The organism is Micromonospora sp. NPDC002389 (assembly GCF_040296095.1).
In the GTDB taxonomy this organism is placed as follows: domain Bacteria; phylum Actinomycetota; class Actinomycetes; order Mycobacteriales; family Micromonosporaceae; genus Micromonospora.
On the sequence record NZ_JBEOWP010000005.1, the window covers coordinates 309,207 to 329,380 of the forward strand.

Annotated in this window: 11 protein-coding genes; 1 reads left to right on the plus strand and 10 read right to left on the minus strand. The window is 73.4% G+C overall.

The window, feature by feature from the left end; all coding sequences use genetic code 11:
• Window positions 1–161: 161 nt before the first annotated feature.
• From ABT008_RS12455 to ABT008_RS12475, 5 genes are all read right to left on the minus strand, one after another.
• Window positions 162–1,541 carry an EsaB/YukD family protein gene (locus ABT008_RS12455; RefSeq protein ID WP_350696001.1) on the minus strand — a complete coding sequence of 460 codons (1,380 nt, stop codon included), beginning with the start codon at window positions 1,539–1,541 and terminating at the stop codon, window positions 162–164.
• Window positions 1,542–1,566: 25 nt separating this feature from the next.
• Window positions 1,567–4,308 (minus strand): right-handed parallel beta-helix repeat-containing protein, encoded by a 2,742-nt coding sequence (locus tag ABT008_RS12460; protein ID WP_350696003.1) that lies wholly within the window; start codon window positions 4,306–4,308, stop codon window positions 1,567–1,569.
• Window positions 4,309–4,315: 7 nt separating this feature from the next.
• Entirely contained in the window at window positions 4,316–5,962 is a 1,647-nt protein-coding gene (locus tag ABT008_RS12465) for a S8 family serine peptidase (RefSeq protein WP_350696005.1), read from the minus strand.
• Between the two features lie 58 nt (window positions 5,963–6,020).
• Complete coding sequence (locus ABT008_RS12470; RefSeq protein WP_350696006.1) at window positions 6,021–6,575, minus strand: sigma-70 family RNA polymerase sigma factor; 555 nt, start codon at window positions 6,573–6,575, stop codon at window positions 6,021–6,023.
• A gap of 153 nt (window positions 6,576–6,728) precedes the next feature.
• The gene (locus ABT008_RS12475; RefSeq protein WP_350696008.1) at window positions 6,729–9,968 is read right to left on the minus strand and encodes a hypothetical protein; all 3,240 of its coding nucleotides are present in this window, start codon (window positions 9,966–9,968) and stop codon (window positions 6,729–6,731) included.
• A 163-nt stretch (window positions 9,969–10,131) separates the two neighbouring features.
• Between ABT008_RS12475 and ABT008_RS12480 the strand changes: the two genes are divergently transcribed.
• On the plus strand, window positions 10,132–10,830 hold the full coding sequence (locus ABT008_RS12480) for a LuxR C-terminal-related transcriptional regulator (protein WP_131051007.1): 699 nt from the start codon (window positions 10,132–10,134) through the stop codon (window positions 10,828–10,830).
• A gap of 10 nt (window positions 10,831–10,840) precedes the next feature.
• Here ABT008_RS12480 and ABT008_RS12485 read toward each other — a convergent pair whose 3' ends face one another.
• From ABT008_RS12485 to ABT008_RS12505, 5 genes are all read right to left on the minus strand, one after another.
• Window positions 10,841–12,289 carry a hypothetical protein gene (locus ABT008_RS12485; protein ID WP_350696010.1) on the minus strand — a complete coding sequence of 483 codons (1,449 nt, stop codon included), beginning with the start codon at window positions 12,287–12,289 and terminating at the stop codon, window positions 10,841–10,843.
• A gap of 41 nt (window positions 12,290–12,330) precedes the next feature.
• Window positions 12,331–13,032, minus strand: a complete 702-nt coding sequence (locus ABT008_RS12490; protein ID WP_176092457.1) for a golvesin C-terminal-like domain-containing protein — start codon at window positions 13,030–13,032, stop codon at window positions 12,331–12,333.
• A 9-nt stretch (window positions 13,033–13,041) separates the two neighbouring features.
• Entirely contained in the window at window positions 13,042–13,359 is a 318-nt protein-coding gene (locus ABT008_RS12495) for a YbaB/EbfC family nucleoid-associated protein (RefSeq protein WP_350696012.1), read from the minus strand.
• Between the two features lie 525 nt (window positions 13,360–13,884).
• Entirely contained in the window at window positions 13,885–17,934 is a 4,050-nt protein-coding gene (gene eccCb / locus ABT008_RS12500) for a type VII secretion protein EccCb (RefSeq protein WP_350696014.1), read from the minus strand.
• 73 nt (window positions 17,935–18,007) lie between these two features.
• Window positions 18,008–20,110: a hypothetical protein gene (locus ABT008_RS12505; RefSeq protein WP_350696016.1), complete on the minus strand. Its 2,103-nt coding sequence runs from the start codon at window positions 20,108–20,110 to the stop codon at window positions 18,008–18,010.
• Between the last annotated feature and the right edge of the window lie 64 nt (window positions 20,111–20,174).

Genomic DNA, 20,174 nt, shown 5'->3' on the forward strand with positions numbered 1-20,174 from the left:
CTCCTTGCAACCGTCGCCGCCGGGCACCCGATACCTCGCCTTGTCGCCACTTCATGCGGGTCGCCGCCACCGCGCCACGCCGCACCCGTCGTACACCATGGCACCCCTAGGCGGGATGCCGGAAAGTCCCCATTCGGGCCGTGGTCCCGTCCCCCCGGGGGTCAGAAGATGCTGCGACCCACCTCGACCATGTGTCGGAACGCGCCGAGCACGCCCAGCGCCAACGGCACCATGAGCAGACTGGTGATCACGCCGAACACCTCGGCCCGGCTGCGGCGCCGGGCCGAGGGGTGCACCATCGGCCCGTCACGTGGCGGCTCGGGTGTCGAGGGACGCAGCAGGCTCAGCGCCACCCCGGCTCCGGCGACGCCGAGCCCGGCCAGCACGAGCACGACCAGGGTCGCGCCGGGGCCCGCGCCGAGCATCCCGACGACCGCGAGGATCAGGCTGAAACAGCCGACCAGTGCGGCGATGCCGAGCAGGAGCAGTTCGGCGGAGAACGCCACCAGCCGGCAGCGGGCCATCAGGGCGATGCTGGCCACCGCGGTCAACGCGACCGCCCAGCCGCCGCCGTTGGAGGCCAGCACCGGAAGCGCGGCGGTCAGCGCCAGCGCCGGACCGACGAGCACCACCGAGAGCAGGCGGTGGGAGCGGTCGACCAGCCCGATCGTGACCGGCAGGGCAGCCGACTGGTCAGGCGGTCGGCGTTGTCCCCAGGACGCCACGGTGGCGGCGATCCGTCGGGCCACCGCGATGATGCCCATCGCCGTCACGGTGACCACCGCGGCGGCACCGGCGCGGTCGGTGTCCAGCGCCCGGATCAGGGACACCAGCGCCAGGCCGACGGTCAGGTGCAACTGCACCACGACCAACGCGGCGGTCGGGATGACCACCAGCGCCATCAGCGCGGCCAGGCAGGCGCCGAACACCGCACCGTCCCAGCGGTACGCCGTCACGCCCAACACCCGGGTCACCAGCATGCCGGCCGCCGCCAGACACGGCACCGAGGTCAACGCGACCGCCATCCGCAACCAGTCCGGCACCACCTCGCGGTGCTGGGTGAGGCTCCACGCTCCGGCGAGCAGACCCAGCCCGGCCAGGACGAGCCCCGCGGCGGTGCCGGCACCGCCCTCGAACCGGAGTCCGGCCGTGATCGCGGCCACCGTCGTCCAGAGCAGACCCAGGCTCAGGACGATCGTCCCGCCCCGGAGCCGCTGCTGGCGATGCCGGTGGGTCTCGTCGGCGACGAGTTCCTCGATCTCCTCCACCAGTGGCGCGTCGTTCGGCTCCTGAGCGGCGTCGCGGAGGTACAACACCTGGCCGTCGACCACGCCGACGTCGAGCAGGGTGGCGTCCAGCGGCAGCGGCGGGTGGCCGGCGGGGGCCAGGGACCAGGCCGGTGGAAGCACGTCGGCCCGGTCCTGGCCGCACATCTCGGCCAGGCGGGCCGAGTACTCGCCGACCGGTGCCCCGGAGGGCACCGACACGTCCAACCGGCGGCGGGTGCCGACCACCGTGATCCGGCTCCGTTCGCCGCTCATCGGTCCTCCCTGCACCCGAGCCGTGTCATCCGGCCACCTCCAGGTCGTCCACGTGCAGGTCGTCGGCCTCCAGAGTGCTCAGCTCGGCGGTGCTGGGCGCGTCCATCTCGGCGATCCGTGCGGCGTGCCGCTCGGTCATCATCTGGAAGACCTTGCGGGCGAACCGGCCGTTGCCGAAGCCCTCGCCCCGCAGGACGCCGTCGAAGTAGCTGAGCAGCGCGGCACGGCCGTTCTCCGCGACGTGGTACTGGTGCCGGCTCGCCTGCTTCTCCACGATCTGGACCAGTTCGACCGACGAGTAGTCCTCGAAGGTCAGCGTGCGGGAGAAGCGGGAGGAGAGGCCCGGGTTGGCCGCGACGAACTGCCGCATCTCGTCCGGGTAGCCGGCGACGATCACCACCACCTCGTCCCGGTGGTCCTCCATCAGCTTGACCAGCGTCGAGATCGCCTCCTGGCCGAAGTCGGTGCCGCCACCGGTGGGCACCAGGGCGTACGCCTCGTCGATGAAGAGCACACCGCCGAGGGCCTTGCGGAAGGCCGCCTGGGTCTTCGGGGCGGTGTGTCCCACGTACTCACCGACCAGTGTGCCCCGGTCGACCTCGATCAGATGTCCGCGTTCGAGCATGCCGAGCGCGGCGAGCAACTGCCCATAGAGCCGGGCCACGGTGGTCTTGCCGGTGCCGGGGTTGCCGGCGAAGACCAGGTGCCGGGACATCGGCGGCGGCGCGAGACCGGCCTCCCGACGACGTTTGACGGTCTGCACCAGCTTGACCATGGTGCCCACGTCCCGTTTGACCCGGGCCATCCCGACCAGGTCGTCGAGCTGGCCGAGCAGGTCGGCCAACTCCGGCACCTTGCTGGTGGCACCGGCTCGGGGCACGGCGGCGGCGCGGCGCGGACCGGCACCGGCCGGCACCGCGCGGGCGGCGACGGGCTCGGTCGGCAGGGTCGCCTCGGCGACGTCGGTGCTCCAGCACTCCTCGAAGGTCGCCCGGCCCTGGTCGGTCTGGTCGACGTCGGCCCCGGCGTCGTGCACGTGGCAGCGCAGCAACGCCGGATCGGCGTCCACGCCGACGTGCACGGCCGGGTAGTCGGTCCGGGAGATGTCGCAGTCGGTCAGGGTGCCGTGCGCACCGTCACCGACGTACACGCCGTTCTTGCGGCACTCCCGCACGGTCAGGCTGCGGATCATCGGTGCAGCGCCCTCCCAGAGCACCAGTCCGCTGCCGCCGATGTCGGTGATCTCGCACTCTTCGAGCGTCGGCGTGGCGTACGCGTCGACGAGCACCCCGGCCGCGCCACAGGAGGCGATCCGGCAGTTCCGGGCCAGCAGCGCGGCGTGCGGGGCGACCTCGATCCCGGTCTGCTCGACGTCGCGGACCTCGCAGTCGGTCAGCAGCGGCCGGTGCGGGGTATCCACGCGTACGCCGGCCCGGGAGTCGCTGACGGTCAGTCCACGCAACTCGGCGTCGGCGCCACCGTCGATCTGCACCCCGCCGAGTCCCGCGCCGGTGATCGTGCCGCCCTCCACCCGCAGCAGGGCGCGGTCGGAGGCGCGTACCCCGAACTCGGGGGTGTCGGCGATCGTGCACTCGACCAGCGCGGCGCTGGCCGTGCCGGTGAGGTGCACCGCGCTGTACTCGGAGCGCCGCATCTCGCAGCCGTGCATCAGGATCCGCCCGTCGTCGGCGGCGTAGAGCCCGTTGGCGGCCGAGTCGGCGAAGGCACCGTCGGTGAGGCGGACCTCGGCGCGTTCCCGGACCGCGAGCGCGGTCTGACCGGCCTGGTTGATCCGGCTGCCGGCCATCGAGAGCCGGCTGTCGCCACCGGCCAGCACGCCGGGACCCCGCGCGGCGTCCACCGTGGACTCGTCCAGGTGCAGGTGGCCGTACCCGGCGAGGAGCACCCCGGCGGAGGCCGCGCGGCTGATCGTGCACCGCCGAACGAGCACCCCACCGGTCTCGCCGGTCTCCCCGGCGCCCGGCGTCCCGGCGTGTTCCGGCCGCAGCGGCGGCCACCAGTCCGGGCCGAACGTCGCACTGCCGCTGACCCGGATGCCCTCGGCCGCCAGGTCGTGCAGTTGGCAGTCGGTCAGCCGGGCCTGCCCACCGCCGCTGACCTCGACGCCCACGCCGCCGCTGGGCCCGATCTCGCAGCGGGTGAGCGTCAGCGTGGCGTTCTCCGCCACCAGCGCGCCACCGCCGACGCTGCCCATCCGGCTGTCGACCAGGGTGACCTGGGCGCTTCCGGCGGCCTCGACGGCGGCGCCGCCGGTCTCCGTCACCTCGACCGAGGTGCCCTCCAGCGTCGCCTGGTCGGCGACGATGAGCCCGGGTGCCGCCCCGGTACGCAGGATGGCGCAGTCCCGCAGCGTCGCCGACGCGTCCCCGCTGACCTGGACCGCGCCCCCGGTGACCGTGGTCGACTCCAACGCGATCCGGCCGGTGGCGGCGACCACCACGGCACCGGAGCCGCTCAACACGAACCCGCGGATCGTGGCCGACCCGGACCGTACGGCGAGCGCCGGCCCGTGCGGCGCGACCAGTTCGACCGCGCCACCGTCGTTCTCGGCCACCAGCGTGACGGACTTGTCGACGGTCAACGACTCGCGGTACACCCCGGCCACCACCGACACCACCCCGCCGTCGCGGGCTGCCCGGATCGCCGAGGAGATGGTGCGGTGCCGACTCCACGGGCGGGTGGAGACCCGTTCGATCCGGCCGGACGGTGCGCTGGTCGGGGTGGAGACCGCGGGCTGCCCCGTCACTGGGCGATCACCTCAACCGCTGTGGATCGGAGTGGTCGGTCGGACGGTTCGCGGGCGGGTCGAACTCCGGTTCGGGATCCTTGCGGTCGTCGGAGCGCAGCACGGTACGCAGCCGGAACACCGACAGCACCGTCACGGCCACCAGCACCAGGCCGATGAGCACGAAGATCGCCACCTGGCCACCGCTGGTCGACGATCCGCCGTCATCGGCGGACGGGCCGTTCGGGGCAGCCGCCCCTCCGTCGTTCTCCATCGCGGCGCTCACCGAGGTGAACGGGTCGATGACGCCGTCGCCGTACGAGGCGGGGTCCTCCGGGGTGTCGGCGGTCCGGCTGGCCGTGCTCCGGATCCGTTCGGTCACCTGAGCGGCCGAGAGGTTCGGGTACGCGGAGCGCACCAGGGCGGCCTGGCCGGCCGTGTAGGCGACCGCGTACTGGGTGCCGCTGCCGACGAAGTCACCCGCTCCGCCGATGCCGAGGCTGGCCACGTCCACGCCGGGGGCGACGACGTCCACCCCGCCGGCGCGGTAACTGTCCGCCATCTTGCCGTCCCCGCCGATGCCACCGACCCGCAACATGCCCTGCTCCGGCAGCCCCGACTCCGGGTCGCTCGACTCCAGGTCGGCGGCGGAGACCACCACGATGTCGTGCTTGACGGCGGTGGCGATCGCCTCGGCGACGGCCGGGACGTTGGGGTCCACGTACGACCCGAGCGCGATCACGGTGGCACCGGCGGCCACCGCCACCTCGATGCCGGCCGCCTGGTCCGCCGGCTGCGCCTCGGCCTTGGTGGTGACCACCCGGATCGGCATCACGGTCGCCTCCGGAGCCACCCCCGTCACCGTGCGCTTCGAGCCGGACTGGGCGATGGCGATACCGGCCATCGCGGTGCCGGTGCCGAGGCAGTCGACGTCGCCCCGGCCGCTGCCGGCCACCACGTCCATGCCCTGGGTGACCCGGCCCCGCAACTCGGCGAGGCTGCCGTCCACCCCGGAGTCCACGATCGCGATCATCTGGCCCTCGCCACGGCTGCGGGACCACGCCCGCTCCGGCGACATGCGCCGCTCCGCCCAGTCCGCGCGGTCCTTGTCACCGCGTTTTGCGGCCGATCCGCACTTGGCGCCCCCGGCACCGGAGTTCTTGGTGCCGCTCGGGCTCGGGCTGGGGCTGGGGCTGGAGCCGATCGTGGGGCGGATCAGCGGAGTACCGGCGGGTGGCGCGGCGGACGCTCCCGGTGACGGTGAACGGGTGCTCGGGGGTGCCGGAGACGGCAGCGAGCCGTACTCGACCCCGCTGCCGACCGCGTCCCACGGCAGCACGAGCTGCCAACCGGCGCGCAGCTGACTTGGGTCGGTGAGGGCGCCGCCGCCGGACTGCGCCCGGCCGACGTTCAGGTTGAAGATCTCCTCCGCGCGGTCCCGGCTGCCGAGGAAGCGCTCGGCGATGTCACGCAGGCCCTCCGGCTTGCCCACGTAGGTGGACTCCACCGTGTAGTACTTGACGTACGGTGCGGCCTGGGCGCGGGCCGGGAGGACGGGCAGCGCGGCCAGCAGTACGCCGAGCACCACCACCACATACCGTCCCACCCGTGACGGGTACCGGCTGACCAACATCTCCCTCGCCCCCTCGTCGTGCCCGTCCCGGTGCGGACTCACGACTCCACGACGGTCCCGGCCGCCGTGTCGTTCAGCCGCCGCGTCGGGAGTTTGGCGGTCACGCCGCCAGTTCGGCGGGCTCCCCGATGATGCCCCGGGCGGCGCGCAGAGCGTAGAACGACCGCGACCGCACGGTCCCCTCCGGGATGCCGATCCGGGCCGCCGCCTCGGCCACCGTCACGTCGCCGTAGTAGAGCTCGACCAGCACCGCCCGGTGTTCCGGGGTGAGCTTGCGCAGCACGTCGGCCAGGGCGAACCGGTCGAGCAGGCCGTCGAACTCGTCGTCCGGCGAGTGGGCCCAGGTCACGTCCATCCCGTAGACCTCGGTCGGTCGGGCGGCCCGGGCGCGGGCCACGTCGATCGAGAGGTTCCGCGCCACGATGAACAGCCACCGGCGGATCGTGGCGTCGTCGGCGGGCAGTTCGCTCAGCCGGGACCAGGCCCGCAGCATGGTCTCCTGCAACAGGTCCTCGGCGAGTTGCCCCTGTCCCCGGGTCAGCCGGAGAAGGTAGTAGTACAACGGCTGGGCGTTCGCCGCGAAGACGCTACGCATCCGGTGATCGAGGTCGGCATCCGCCTCGACCCGCTCCTGCACACCCACGTTGGCACCCATCGTTTCAGCCCTCCCCAGGACCGGACCTTTCCCCAGCACCGCTCAAACGGGACGCTAGTGATCCGGACCGCGGGCGGCGTGAGCCGAAGGACTCAGTGGGGCCCAGGTCTGGTCCCGGCGGCGCAGTCCGGCCGGGTCGGGACAGCGCTACCCCTACCGGATCGGGGCGGTGCTGCCCGGCCGGGTCGTGGCATCGGCCCGGCTGGCGAGGAAGTCGGCCAGCGACATCTCCGGCTCACCCACCGTCCGCCAGCCGAGCCGGCCCGCCGAGAGCAGCCGTACGACCTCGACCTGCTCGTTCGCCTCGCGTGGCAGCAACAGACTCACGCCGGCCTCCAGCATCGATCCGGCCGTCGAGTGAATCTGCGGCAGGTCGCCGATCTGCGCCACGGTCGCGCGCACGTCGACGGCGCACCGCCACGGCACCCGCACCTGCACCAGCAGCCGCCCCCGACGGGCACGCGGCCGGTTGCGCAACAGCACCAGGCCCTGACTACGGGTCGTGGCCTCGGGGTCGCGCACCAGCGCATAGGCGAGCGCCTCGGCCTCGTACGGCCAGCGGGGCAGGTCGGCCGGCAACCCCTCGATGCCGTGCCCGGCGCCGGTGCAGCGCATCGCCACCGGTGGAGTCGCCGGGGCGACCGGCTGCTCCACGTACCGCCCGGAGGCGTCGACGCCGTAACCGGCGACGAGCTCGGTACGGCCCAGCAGACCCCCCGGGAGCAGGTACGACTCGTCCCGGTCGACGAGCAGCTCGTGCAGGGCCGGTGGCTCGTGCACGGTGATCGAGGACATGTCCACCGCGCCGCCGGCGAGGACGCGTACCCGCAGCAGGTGTTCGTCCGCCCGCAGCGCGGCGGGCACCGGCGGGCGGAGCGTGCCGACCAGGAACAGGTTCGGGGTGGGTACGCCGGTGCCGGTGGCGTCGGTGGGCGAACAGCCGGCGACGACGTACAGCTCGACCGGCTCGGCGTTGACCGTCGGGCGCTCGGCGATCCAGTAGATCGCGTGCGCGACGGGCCGCCGGACGGTGCCGAGCCGGGGCGCGGCACTGACCGGAAGCTCGGGCCCACCCGGCGGGGCGGGGCGGTCGGGACGCCGCCCGGCGTCGGAGCGGGGATCCCGGGCCGGACCGGCGGTGGAGGGCAGTCCCTGCTCGTAGCCGACCCCAGGGTCGGAAGTCGGAGCGGGAGCGGTGCTCTCCTCCGGCCGGGTCGTCGGCGCCGGCCCGGCGAGCGGACGCGGGCCCGCCGCCGGCCCGACCACCGGTCGCGGTGGCCCGACCTGCCGCTCGACGCGCCTCGGCTCGGTCCGATTGGGCTGGGCCCAGCCCCCCGCCCGTGCCTGCGGTGGAAGCGGCGGCACGGGCGAGGACCGCTCCGGATAGGAGTCCGCCCCGGTGGGCGCGGCGGTCGACGAAGGGGCACCCGCCTGGGCGGCCGGGGACGGAGGAACCACCGGCGAGGCGGCCGGAGACAGCGGGACCACCGGCGGCGCGGCCGGAGGTGCGGGGGGCACCGGCGACGGGGAAGGCGACGCGGGGGCCGTAGGCGACGAGGGGGCCACAGCCGTCGAATCCGGCGCAGCCGGAGCCGGTCGCGGCGGTGCCGGTCGGAACGGTGACGCCGCCGGGGCCGGAGGCGGGGCCGGGGACGTCGGCGCGGGCAGCGGCAGGACCGCGTGCACCGGGACCGGGGACACCGGGCCGGACGTCGCCGCCGCAGGGCGTCCCGTCCACGGCGACCCCGGGTACGCCCGGACGTCGGACACCGAGGGCGTGGACAGAGCGGGCTCCCCCGCCTGCTGCCGGTCGATCGAGGGCGTCGCCTCGGACGCGGTGCTCCGCTCAGCGCTGTCCGGGACAGCGGCGATGCTCTCCGGCGCGCGGGAAGGGGCGTCGGCCGGACGGCCGGTGACGGCAATGCGATCGGTGCCGGCGACACGATCGGTGCCGGCCGGACGGCTGCTGCTCTCGGCGGTCACCAGCACACCGTCGTCGCTCTGCCAGCGTCGCTGCGAGTCCTCCAGGTCGAGGCGCTGCCAGTCGACCGGGCGGCCCCGCTCGTCGACCGCACGGGCCGTACCGTCGACGCTGTCGAAGGCGGCCTCCGGCGGCAGCACCCACACCTCGGCGCGCAGTCCCTCCACCAACCGGCTGCCAAAGCTGCGCACCCCCGCCTCGGCGGAGGCCGGATAGCTCGCCAGCAGCAGCAGGTCCTCCCCCTGCCACCCGGCCGTACGCAGCATCCGTTGCAGCACCCGTGGTCCGAGCGCGTGCGGCCCGGAGTCGGCGTACTGCACCGCCCACCGGCCGTCGTTGAGGATGGTCAGGTCGATCCGGAACAGCCCGTGCTGGGCCCGCAGACTGCTGTACCGCGAGTTCATCGCCCGCTGGCGGGCGGGCGCGACGCTGACCAGGGGTGCGCCCGGATAGGGGGTGACGACCATCCGCCCGGCCGGGGACAGTCGGCCGTCCTGGTCCGGTTCGAAGCGCGGCGAGCCGGCCATCGGCGGCAGGTAGGTACGCCACTCGGCCGGGCCGCCGGCGCGGTCCACGGCGCTCAGGTCCTGGCAGCTCTCCAGGACCTCCAGGGCGGCGGTACGCTCCGGCGCCCACACGATCGCCCCGGTGTTGTCCGCGAACGCGGCCAGGTTGGCGTGCAGGCGCTGCCGCTCGTCCGGGTCGGAGGGCCAGTGCAGCCACATCCGGATCTCACTGCCGTAGAGCGGCACCTCGGACAGGGCGGCGGCGAGCTGACGCCCACCGGTCACCCGGTAGGAGCCGGTGTAGTCGCCGACCACGAAGCCGCCGCCCCGGACGGACACCCCGATGGTGGTGAGCTCCGGGTGCCCCGGGGCCAGGTCCACCGCAGCGGCCCGGCGAGCCACGAAGTCGGCCCGGGTGGCCAGCGTCAGCCCACCGGGCAGCGGTGCGGCGACGACACCGGACCGGGGGCGCAGCACGCCGCCGGTCGTCTCGTACCAGCCGGGCAGGTCGGTGGCCATCGCCGGGGGCTGGACGACGAGCCACTCCGCCGGTCGCCCGGTCTGGGCGTCCACCAGGCTGGGCTCCGGCTCGCGGTCTCCGTCGTACCGCAGCATGCTGCCGGCCGGGCTGATCAGCACGTCCCGCCCGAGGATCCCGGCCAGTTCGGCGAAGATCTCCGCGTGCTCCGCGCCGCCGTCCATCATGATCCGGACGTCGTCGCCCGCCCCACCGCCCCGACGGACCAGGTCGGCGAGTTGTACGGCGTCGAGCGGCGTCCCGTTGCCCCGCAGCGCGACCGGCAGACCGTCCGGGCCGGTACGCAGCCAGATGTCGTAGAGCCCGTCGATGCGCCGGTGCTCCGGGCGCGCCCGGGTAGCCGGTGTCGGCGGCAGCCTGCCGGTCATGACGCTCGTCCGTTCCTCGATGTCCCCCCTTGCACGTCCTCTCAACGGACGGCGGTGCCTGGTTTTCTCAATCAGACGTCGGCGAGTCCGTGCCATCACCGCACTGAACACGGCGGGTCCCGCGTCCGTCGTGTGATGCACCGGGCAGAGAAGGGGTACGGCGATGGAACAGGATCTGGGTACGGTCGCGATCGTCTGCGACCAGCCGTTGTCGCGGGTCGGGATGGAGCGGCTGGTGCAGGACGAGCCGGGCCTCGCGCTCGGCCCCTCGGTCGGCTCGGTCGGCGAGTTGGAGCAGGCCGGACCGGCGGACTACCGGGTGATCTTCATCGACCTGCCGGCGCTGCCCGGCGCGAGCGTGCTGGAGCTGATCGGGAAGCTCGCCACCCGTGGCGCCCCGCTGGTCTGCGCCACCTGGGAGCAGCCGCCGGGCCTGCTCTCCGCCGTCCGGGCCGGGGCCCGAGGCGTGATCACCCGGTACGCCGAGCAACCCGACGTACGCCTGGCGTTGCGCGTGGTCGCCACCGGTGGGCTGCACATCGGCGCGGAACTGGCCGACCGGTTCGCGGCCGACCTGTCGCGCCCGGCGGACGCCGACGAGAACGGACTGGCCCCGCGCGAGGTGGAGACGCTGCGCTGGATCGCGCTCGGGCTCACCCACGCGCAGATCGCCACCCGGATGGGGCTGTCCCAGGCGACCGTGAACACGTACGCCAAGCGGATCCGGGCCAAGCTCAACGTGACGAACAAGGCGGAGCTGACCCGGATGGCGATCGAGTTGGGTCACGTGACCCAGGGACGCGTGACGCACGGTCGGCTGACCCACGGGCACCTGTCGCACGGCTGGCGCGCCGCCTCGTAGTCCACTCCACTCACGACAGCTCGACACCGGGCTCCTCCGTCGGCCGCACCGAGATCGACCAGCGCGACGGCGTCACCTCACCGAGCACCACCGGCACCTGCACTCCGGCCGTACGCAGCTCGCGGGCCACCCGTCCGTCGCCGTTGGCGAGCCGGGCGCAGATCACGATGCCCGGAGTCGGCGACGGCTCCACGTCGGACAGTTGCGCCACCCGGCTGCATCCGTTCGGCAGCGACTCGCCGAGGACGTCCCCGACCACGGTCACCTCGTTGCCGTCGGCCAGGGCCTGCCGGATCAGCCGGCGCGCGTAGCGCTGCCCGTCGGGCAGGTTGCCGGCGACGGTCAGCACGTCCGGGCAGCGGACCAGGTCGACATAGAGCCGCCAGCCGTCACGGTCGCCGAGCAGCAGCGGCATGGTGGCGGCCGGCGGTGCCTCACCCGGGCCGTACCAGCCGAACGGCGCTGCCGCCCCGTCCCGGGCCCCGTTCAGGGAGACACTCAGCTTGAGCCCTTCGGCCCGCAGGTCGGCGCTGAGCTCGGTGGCGTCGACAGCGACCTCCGGTCGACGCGGCCCGGCGGACGGCTCCGGCAGGGGTGGTACCGGGGACGGCGACGGCGTCCGGCGCGGTAGTTCCGGAGAGGGCGGCCCCACCGGCCGTAGACGGCCGGCGAGCGACGGTCGCGCCGGTCGTTCGGGTGCGGTCGGCCGTTCCGGTGCCACCGGTCGCTCGGGCGCCGTCGGTGGGAGGTACGCGGCCCGTGACGTGGCGGTCGCCGGATACGGGTCCACGACCGGCGGTGCGGAGGAGTGCGCCCCGGCCAGCACCAGCTCGCGCTCGGCGTCGGTCGGCGGCGGGCTGGACCGGGCCGGGTGACCGGGTACGGGTGGCGCGTCCGACGGCGCGGGCGGGTCGGAGAGCGGCGGCGGGTCCGACAGGGGTGGCGGGGCGGCGGACACCGCCGGTGCCGTGGCGCCTCGCGCACCACGCCCACCGCGGAGCACCGCCACCGCCACCGCGAACAACATGACGGCCGCGAACACCCCGATGGCCTCGAAGACGGGGGCGCCCTGCCGTCCCGGAGTCGACAGGTCCCGGGGCGCGGGCGGGGCCGCCTGCGTCGCCACCGGGTACTCGTCGTAGACGCCGGGACCGCTGGCGTCGGCGGGCAGCGTCAGCACCCAGCCGGGTTTCAGCACCATCGGGTCGGTGAGCTGCCCACCGTCCGGCTGCGGACGGCCTTTGGTCAACTCGAAGATCTCCAGGTGCCGCCGGCCGGTGCCGAGGGTCCGGGCCGAGATCTCGTACAGCGACTCGCGCTGGCCGGCGATCGGTTCACCGACGACGTAGTACTTGGAGCCGGCCGGCGTGTCGGCCGGGGCGGCGTGGACCGGCCCGACCGGCCCGAGCACGGCCAGGGCGGTCAGGCACACCACGACGATCCGGCGCAGCCCTCGCACTGTTCCCCTCCCTCTTCCGGCTCACTACCTGCCGGCGACCGTCACCGGCCGCAGGTGGCACGTACGGCGGAGACCGCGAGTCGCGCGTCGGCCTCGCCCGCCGCCCGCGCCGTCACGCGTACCGCCAACTCGTTGGTGCGCAGCGGGAACGCGCCGACGTCCACCCACCGCCCGGTGTTCTGCGCCTGGTTCATCTCGAACTCGGCGTACGCGGCGCCGCCGCGACCGGCCAGCACCTCGTAGCGGACGCTGGTCACCCAGGTGCCGGCGCCGGACGTGCCACGCGGCACGTACACCTCGACTCGGCACTGCCCGCCGGTGGACGGGACGAACCACCACTGGACCGACTGGTCGGCGTCGTTGCTGATCGGCAGTGTCTGGAAGGTACCCCGACAGCCGCCCTCGGACCATCCGCCGTCGGCCACCGTACGCCACTGGTCGGTCCGTCCCTGCACGTCGAACCCGTGGTCGTTGGTGGTGTCGCAGCCCCAGCCCGCCGTCGCGACGTAGCCCGGGTCCGCCGCACCGGCCTTGGATCGTGGGCTGATGAGCTGCCAGAAGATCCCCACCACCAGGGAGATCAGCATGCACACCGCGGTTACCGTGATCAGCGTCGGTAGCCTGACCGACAACCGGTCGCTGGCCGGCTTCGACCCGGCGTGCTCGACGAACGCGGTGACGAAGTCCGACCGCCACCGCACCGCCCGCCGGGCCGGCGTCTGCGTCGCCTCGGTGGGGTCCACGATCGGTTGTTACCCGGCCAGCCTGCTGATCGACTCGGTCAGTAGCGTCATCCGCTCGGCAGCCTGCACGCGCAACTGCTCGGTCCCGTCCCGCAGCGCCGCCAGCACCAGGTCGGCCAGTTCGTCCGCGTCGCAGGTCTCCATCACGCGCGGGTCGATGTACACCGCCTGGAACTCGCTGTCGGCCAACGTGACCGTCACGCCCCCGCCGGCCGCCGACCCGACCACCTCGGAGTTGCTCATCGACTGCGCCAGCTCGGCGACCTCGTGCTCAAGCGCCTGGGTCCGAGCCAACATCTCGCTGAAATCCGCCTGCCCGCTGACCACAGCAACCCCTTCCCCACCGATCCGCGTCCACCCGGCCGCGCACGGCCGTCGGCGACGATGGCCCCAGCCTCGCAGGCCACACGGAGCACCCGCTAGTCCCTCATCCGGCACGCACTCCGGCAAGGCGAGGCGCCACCCGCTTCCCGAGGGGACACACCGCTGTCCCAGAACGGGGACGTCACGCCTCCCCCTCTGAGGCCCCGCACCCCAGGCTCGAAGTTCGGGGTTGGCCGGTGCGGCCGCCGACGCAGGTCGCGGTGATTCGGCTACGACCGCGCCACGTCTACTTGCGGGTGTCGCCCTATCGAGCTGAACCGCTTACGCTGTCGGGCAGGGTGACTCATTGCCGCCATCAGCTCGACAGGCCGAGAGACGGACCGTCAGCCCTGCTCGTCGTCGGCCGGCGGTCGCGCCTGCCGATCGTCGGCGATCCACGCGTCCACATCGCGACGACCATCCACGTCGCAACGACCATCCACATCAGGACGACCATCCACGTCCCGACTACGTCCACGGCCGGGACGGTCACGTCGAGGCGGTGTCGGGTTCGTCCTGCTCGGGTGTCTCGGGGACGGGCGGCGGGAGCGCGACCTGGATCAGTCGGCCCGGTTGGGCCCGCTCGACGAGGGTTCCTCGGCCGGGTGGGCGGGCGGCGGCGCGTTCGTTGCCCAGCACGACGCCCTCGCGGCTGTCGCCGGAGAGGATCAGGCCGCTACAGCCCATCTCCTTGACCCGGTTGAGCAGCGGGTCGGCCATGGCGCGGGCCATGCCGCTGACCCGGCGGGCCAGCACCAGGTGCAGGCCGATGTCGCGGGCCTGCGGCAGGAAACGGGACAGCGGGGCGAGCGGAGCCGCAGAGCCGGTGGGCAGCAGGTCGTAGTCGTCGGCCACCACATAGATGTCCGGCCCCTCCCACCAGTCTCGCTGGCGCAGCCGCTGCGGGCTGATCCCGGCCGGTGGTAGCCGTTCGGTGAGCTTCGCGACCACCTGCTGGACGTAGGCGCTGGCGGTGTCCGGGTCACCGGCGTAGGCGGCCAGGTGGTCCGGCGGCACGGCGTCGAGCAGCGAGAGACGCGTGTCGAGCAGCACCACCCGCGCGTCCCAGGCGGACTGTCGCGCGCAGAGCGCCGCCAGCCAGGTACGCAGGGCCGACGACTTGCCGGACCCGGCGTCGCCGAAGACGAGGAAGTGCGGGTCGTCGCGGATCAGGTCGATGGTCACCGGCTTCAGGTCGGACTCGCCGATGCCGAGGGGTACGGCGGTCGGGGCGGCGTCCGGCGGCGCGGGCACCTCGGCGGCGTCGATCCGTGCCGGGAGCAGGCGCACCGGCGGGGCCGGGGGTCCGGACCACCCGGCAGCGATCTTTCCGAGGACGTCCTGTTGGGCCGCCCGCAGACCGTCGACGCTGTCCTGGCCGTCCATCCGGGGCAGGACGAGCTGGAAGTAGACGCCCGGCTGACTCAGACCCCGGCCCGGCACCTTGGCCGGCACCCGGGCGGCGAGGCGGCGGTTCACCTCGGACTCGGCGGGGTCGTTGAGGCGCAGCTCGATCCGGGTGCCGATGCTGTCCCGCAGGGCGGGGCGGATGTCGTTCCACCGGCCGGTGGTGATGATCAGGTGTACGCCCACGCCGAGTCCTCGGGCGGCGATCTCGTTGATCACCGGGTCGGCCCAGTCGAACTCGGTCCGCAACGCGCCCCAGTTGTCGACGAAGAGGAAGACGTCGGCGGCGCGTACGCCCTCGGGCAGTTTGCCGGCGCGGCGAAGGTCGCGCAGGTCGGCGATGGAGTCCAGCCCGAGGGCGCGGAGCAGTTGCTCCCGTTCGCTGATCAGTGACCGGACCTCGACGATCATCCGGCTGACCAGGTCACGATCGCTGCGACCGGCCACCGAGCCGACGTGCGGCGCCTCGGCCATCGTGTGCAGCGTGCCGCCGCCGAAGTCCACGCAGTAGAACTGCATCTCGTCGGGGCTGTGGGTGAGCATCCCGGCGAGCATCAGGGTCCGCAGCAGCGTGCTGCGCCCGGTCTGGGGTGCGCCGACGATCGCGATGTTGCCGTGTGCCCCGCCGAAGTCCATCATCAGCGTTTCCTGCTCCTGCTTCAGCGGCAGGTCGAGCAGGCCGATGGGGACGGCCAACGAACCGGTCATCGGCCAGTGCTTCGCACTGTAGCCCCGGCCGGGGTGGTGGGCGACCGGGCCGAGCAGGTGGTCCAGGGCGAGCGCCTTCGGCAACGGCGGCAGCCAGACCTGGTGCACCGGGCTGATGACCGAGGTGAGCCGGTCCACCACGATGCCCAGCTCGGTCTGGCCGCCCCGCTCCGCTGCCGGTGGCGGCTCGTCCAGTTCTTCCTCGGTCATCCGGGTCATTCCCCGCAGCGGGAACTGCGCGACGGTGTTGCGGGGCTTCGCACCGCTGGCCCGTTCACGTTCCTCGGCCGAGACGTACCCGGCGGAGACGTGCGCGACCCGGAACCGCTGGTAGATCGACTCGTCCACCTTGAGGTACGCGGAACCGGGGATCGGTGGCAGGTTGTACGCGTCGGTGGTGCCGATCACCGTACGGCTCTCGCTGGCGCTGAACGTACGCAGGCAGATGCGGTAGGACAGGTGGGAGTCCAGGCCCCGCAGTCGCCCCTCCTCCAGCCGCTGGGTGGCCATCAGCAGGTGCATGCCGAGGCTTCGACCGACCCGGCCGATCTGCACGAACAACTCGGCGAAGTCCGGCCGGCCGGAGAGCAGTTCGCCGAACTCGTCCACCACGATCAGCAGGTACGGCAGCGGGTCGAGCGGACGACCGTCGGTGCCGACGGCACCCTCCGCGCGGCGGCTCTGGTACTCGCGTACCGAGTCGATGTTGCCGGCGTCGCGCAGCATGCGTTGCCGGCGCTGCTGCTCGCCCATCAACGCGGCGAGCACCCGGTCGATCATCGCGGCGTCGTCGGCCAGGTTGGTGATCAGACCGGCGACGTGCGGCAGCCCGGTCAACGGGGCGAAGGCGGCGCCGCCCTTGAAGTCGATCAGCACGAAGCTGAGCAGCTCCGGCGGGTGGGTCAGGGCCAGGCCGGTGACGAGCGTCCGCAGCAACTCGCTCTTGCCCGAGCCGGTGGCGCCGACGATCAGGCCGTGCGGGCCGGAGCCGCCCTGCGCCGACTCCTTGATGTCCAGCACCAGCGGATGGCCGTCCCCGTCGGTGCCGATCGGGGCGCGCAGCAGCCGTGGGTCACCGGCACCGATCCAGCGGCTGGTGATCTCGGAGTTCATCGGGTCACCGCCGAGCACCATCTCGGTGAGCGAGACGGTGCGGGCGAGGACCTGCTCCCGTTCGTCGCTGAGCCGCAGCGGTGCCAGGGTCCGGGCGACCAGCTCGGCCATGCCCAGACTCACCCGGTCGACGTGGCAGTCGGTGGCGGGTGTGACGACCAGGTCCGCCCTGCCCTCCGTGGTGAGCTGGCCGTCCGCTCCACACCGCAGCCGCAGGTTGACCCGGCTCGGTTCGTCGGACTCGCGCTGGACCAGGAAGACGAGCGTGATGCCGAGATGCGGACCGGCCCCGGCCAGCAGGGCGGCCATCAGCTCGCCACGCCCCCACTCGGAGAACGGGTCGAAGCTGGTGAACACCAGGATCAGCCGGGGCAGGGTCGGTCCGCCGGTGGTCGGGCGCCGGTTGCCCTGCTGGTCGAGGCGGCGTCGGAGTTCGGCCTCCAGGTAGTCGGTGAGCGCGGCGGGGCTCTCCCCGACCAGCGACAGCTCCCCCGCCTCGCCGCGCAGTTCCGGGTCGATGGTGTGCGGCAGCCACTTCGCCCACTGCCACTGGTCGTCCCCGCCGGCCTCCACCGCGACGAGCACGTCGTCCGGCGCGTGGAAGACGCTGACCTGGCAGAGCAGAGCGCGGGCGACCTCGGCGGTGGCCGGCGGTGGGCCGAGCAGGCTGATCACCCCGGCCCGGCCGATGTCGACCACCATCGGCTGCTCGGGTACCACGCCGAGTCGTTCCACCAGTCGTTCGGCGGCCTCCTGCGACTCCCAGTCGTAGTCGGTCAGCGGGTCGATCTTCGCGTCGAGTTCGATCGGGGTGGTCAGTCGGACCGTACCCCGGCCGAGCCGGACCTGGAGGAAGTCGGCGTCGTCGCGACGGCGTTCCCAGACGCGGTGGCCGCCGACGCCGATCGACCAGAGCCGGGCCGGTTCGGGGTTGGCGAGCGCGGAGGCGGCGCGTTGCGCGTTGGCGCTCTGCCGCGCCTGGTCCCGCACGAGCCGCAGGTGGCTGCGGTACCGGCGGCGCTGTTTGCGGGCCGTGACCCCTCGGGTACGCCGCTGTCCGAGGAAGAGGAAGACGACGGCGGCGATCGAGGAGAAGAAGAAGACCGAGCCGAGGATGATGGTCGCCGGCTGCCCGAAGCTGACCATGTACGCGGCCATGCCGACGCTGCTGATCAGCGGCAGGACCAGGTTCCAGGCGTGCGAACCGGTCGAGGCGTCCGGCACCTCGGGGGGTACGGGCAGCACGATCCGGTCCGTCGGCAGCGCCGGAAGGATGTGACGGGCCGGACGGTGGAAGGCGACCCGGCTCATCCGGCCACGCTCCGCTCGTTCATGTCCTCCACGACGGGCCGGGGTGACCTCCCGTTCAGTCGCCGGGACGGGCTTATCTGTCCGGGTCGGGACAGGTCATGATCGCCTCCTGGATCTGTGTGAGGGGTTCCCGGTGGCCCTCGGCCACCAACGGCACCAGCGCATTGATCTTGCGGATCCAGTTCGCCCGGACCGCACCGCCGCGCGGCAGGTCGTCCTTGAACGCCCAGATGGCGGTCGTCACCTCGTCGGCCGACCGGTTGCCCTCGATCAGATCGCCGATCGCGGCCAGGATCGCGTGGCTGGCCCGGTCGTCGAACGACACCCCGGCCAGGTCGGCGAGCATCGGCGCCATCGCGCCGAGTTGCGCTGCGGAGCCGGCCGCGCCACCGGCACCAACCGCACCACGGGTGCCCGCCGCGCCGCCGGGCCGGGCCGGGCCGTCGAGGAGCAGGGGCTTGGCCAGGCTGAGCACCGCGTGGTAGCCGGCGAGGGACGGAACCCGGTGCACCGCATCGCGCAACTGGGAGTGCTGGTCGGGCAGGGCCGGGCCGGCGCGGTCCAGCCCGGACACGATGGCCTGCGGATCGGTCAGCGAGGCGGACAGGAACGACACCACCGGGACGGTCGGCGGTGTGAACGCGGGAGCCCGGCGCAGACCGGTGGCCGCCTCGATCAGGTCCACGCTGAGCGCGTCCACGACGGGCGGTGCCGTCTGGCCACCCCCGCCCGGGGAGCCACCCGGTCGCCGCGCCGTCCACGCGCTGCCCAGGTTGAGCAGCGGCATTCCGCCCGCACCCGGCGCGGAGAGCCCGGGTGCCTCGTACACCAGTGGCGCGCCGTACTCGTCGAGCACCCTGGTGAGTTCCGGCGACGCGGACGCGCGGGTGTAGACGACCGGCACCGGGTCATGACCGCCGGCCAGGACCGACTCACCCAGGTGCACGAAGAGACGCCGGTTCAGCAGCGACACCTGCTCCGGGGCGGGACGCCGACCGGGCCGTTCGGTGGCCAGCACGATGATCGGCTGGTCGAGGTACTCGGCCGCCTCCGCCAGTACGCCCAGGTCGTGTGTGGACACCGCCGCCGCCGGGCCGATGATCTCCATGACCCGGCCCGTGCCGTCGGCCGCCTGCCAGGTGTGGAGCGCGACCTCGTTGCGGGTGGTCTCCGCCCAGGAAGGTCCGGTGGACACCGCGGCCGAGCTACCAGTCGAAGCCGCAGCGATCTGGATCAGTCGCTCCTCGACGCTCACCGGCTCCCCGGGGTACAGGGCGAGTCGGATCCGGCCGGATTCGGTGGCGGGCAGCAGCACCGACCCGTCCGGGCCGAGCAGCGAGAGGTTGCGGGCCCCGTCGTTCACCGCCAGATGGATCGACTCGCCGTCCGGGCCGTCCACGACGACCACGGCGTGTGCGCCGGCACCGGCCTGGTCCATCCGGTACGCCAGGTCGACGTACCCGGTCGGCTCGTCCACCCGCTCGGCTCCGGTCGCCGCGAGGGCGTCGTCGCCGGAGGTGAAGCGCAGGCCGTGGGTACGCAGTGCCGCGCGGTGCCGGTGGTTGGTCAGCGCCGCCGGCAGGCCGACCTCGACACCGTCGGCGGAGAAGACGATCCGCCCGGAGAGGTACGGCTTCCCGGACAGCATCTCCAACGCCCCGGCGGGTACGTCCGCCCAGGGCGACGGCTCGCGGTGTGCCATCGGCGCCAGCCGCACCGTGACGCCGGTGCCGGGGGCGGTGATCCGGCCCTCGGCGTCCAGGTCGACGACGCGATGCGGCCCGTACGGCACCGGCTCGTCCGTCGTGCCGTCGCCGTCGAGCTGGGCACGCAGCACCTGCGCGGGAAGTCGCAGGTCGTCGGCCCACTCCGCCAGAGCCGGCAGGGTCACCGGCCCGGCCGACTCCGGCCAGTGCACCGGAGTCAGGTCGAGGTCTTCGGCCGACTGCCGGGCCAGCATGCGACGCAGCAGCTCCGAGTCCTCCTGCGGGAACAACGGAGTGGCCAGTGGGCCGGAGACCCGGGCAGCGGCAGCGGCCCACTGGAGGAACGGGTCGTCCGCCGTGGGGATCTCGTCGGTTACGACCGCCATCGCCCCGCCGGGCAGGAACACCGTACGTCCGTCGGCGCAGAGCTCCGCCATCGGACGGGTGATCAAGGGAAGGTGGGTGACCACGCCACGGCTCCTCATCGTCTCCCCGTGACCGTGGCATCCCGGACGGGACGCGCGACAGTCCCCG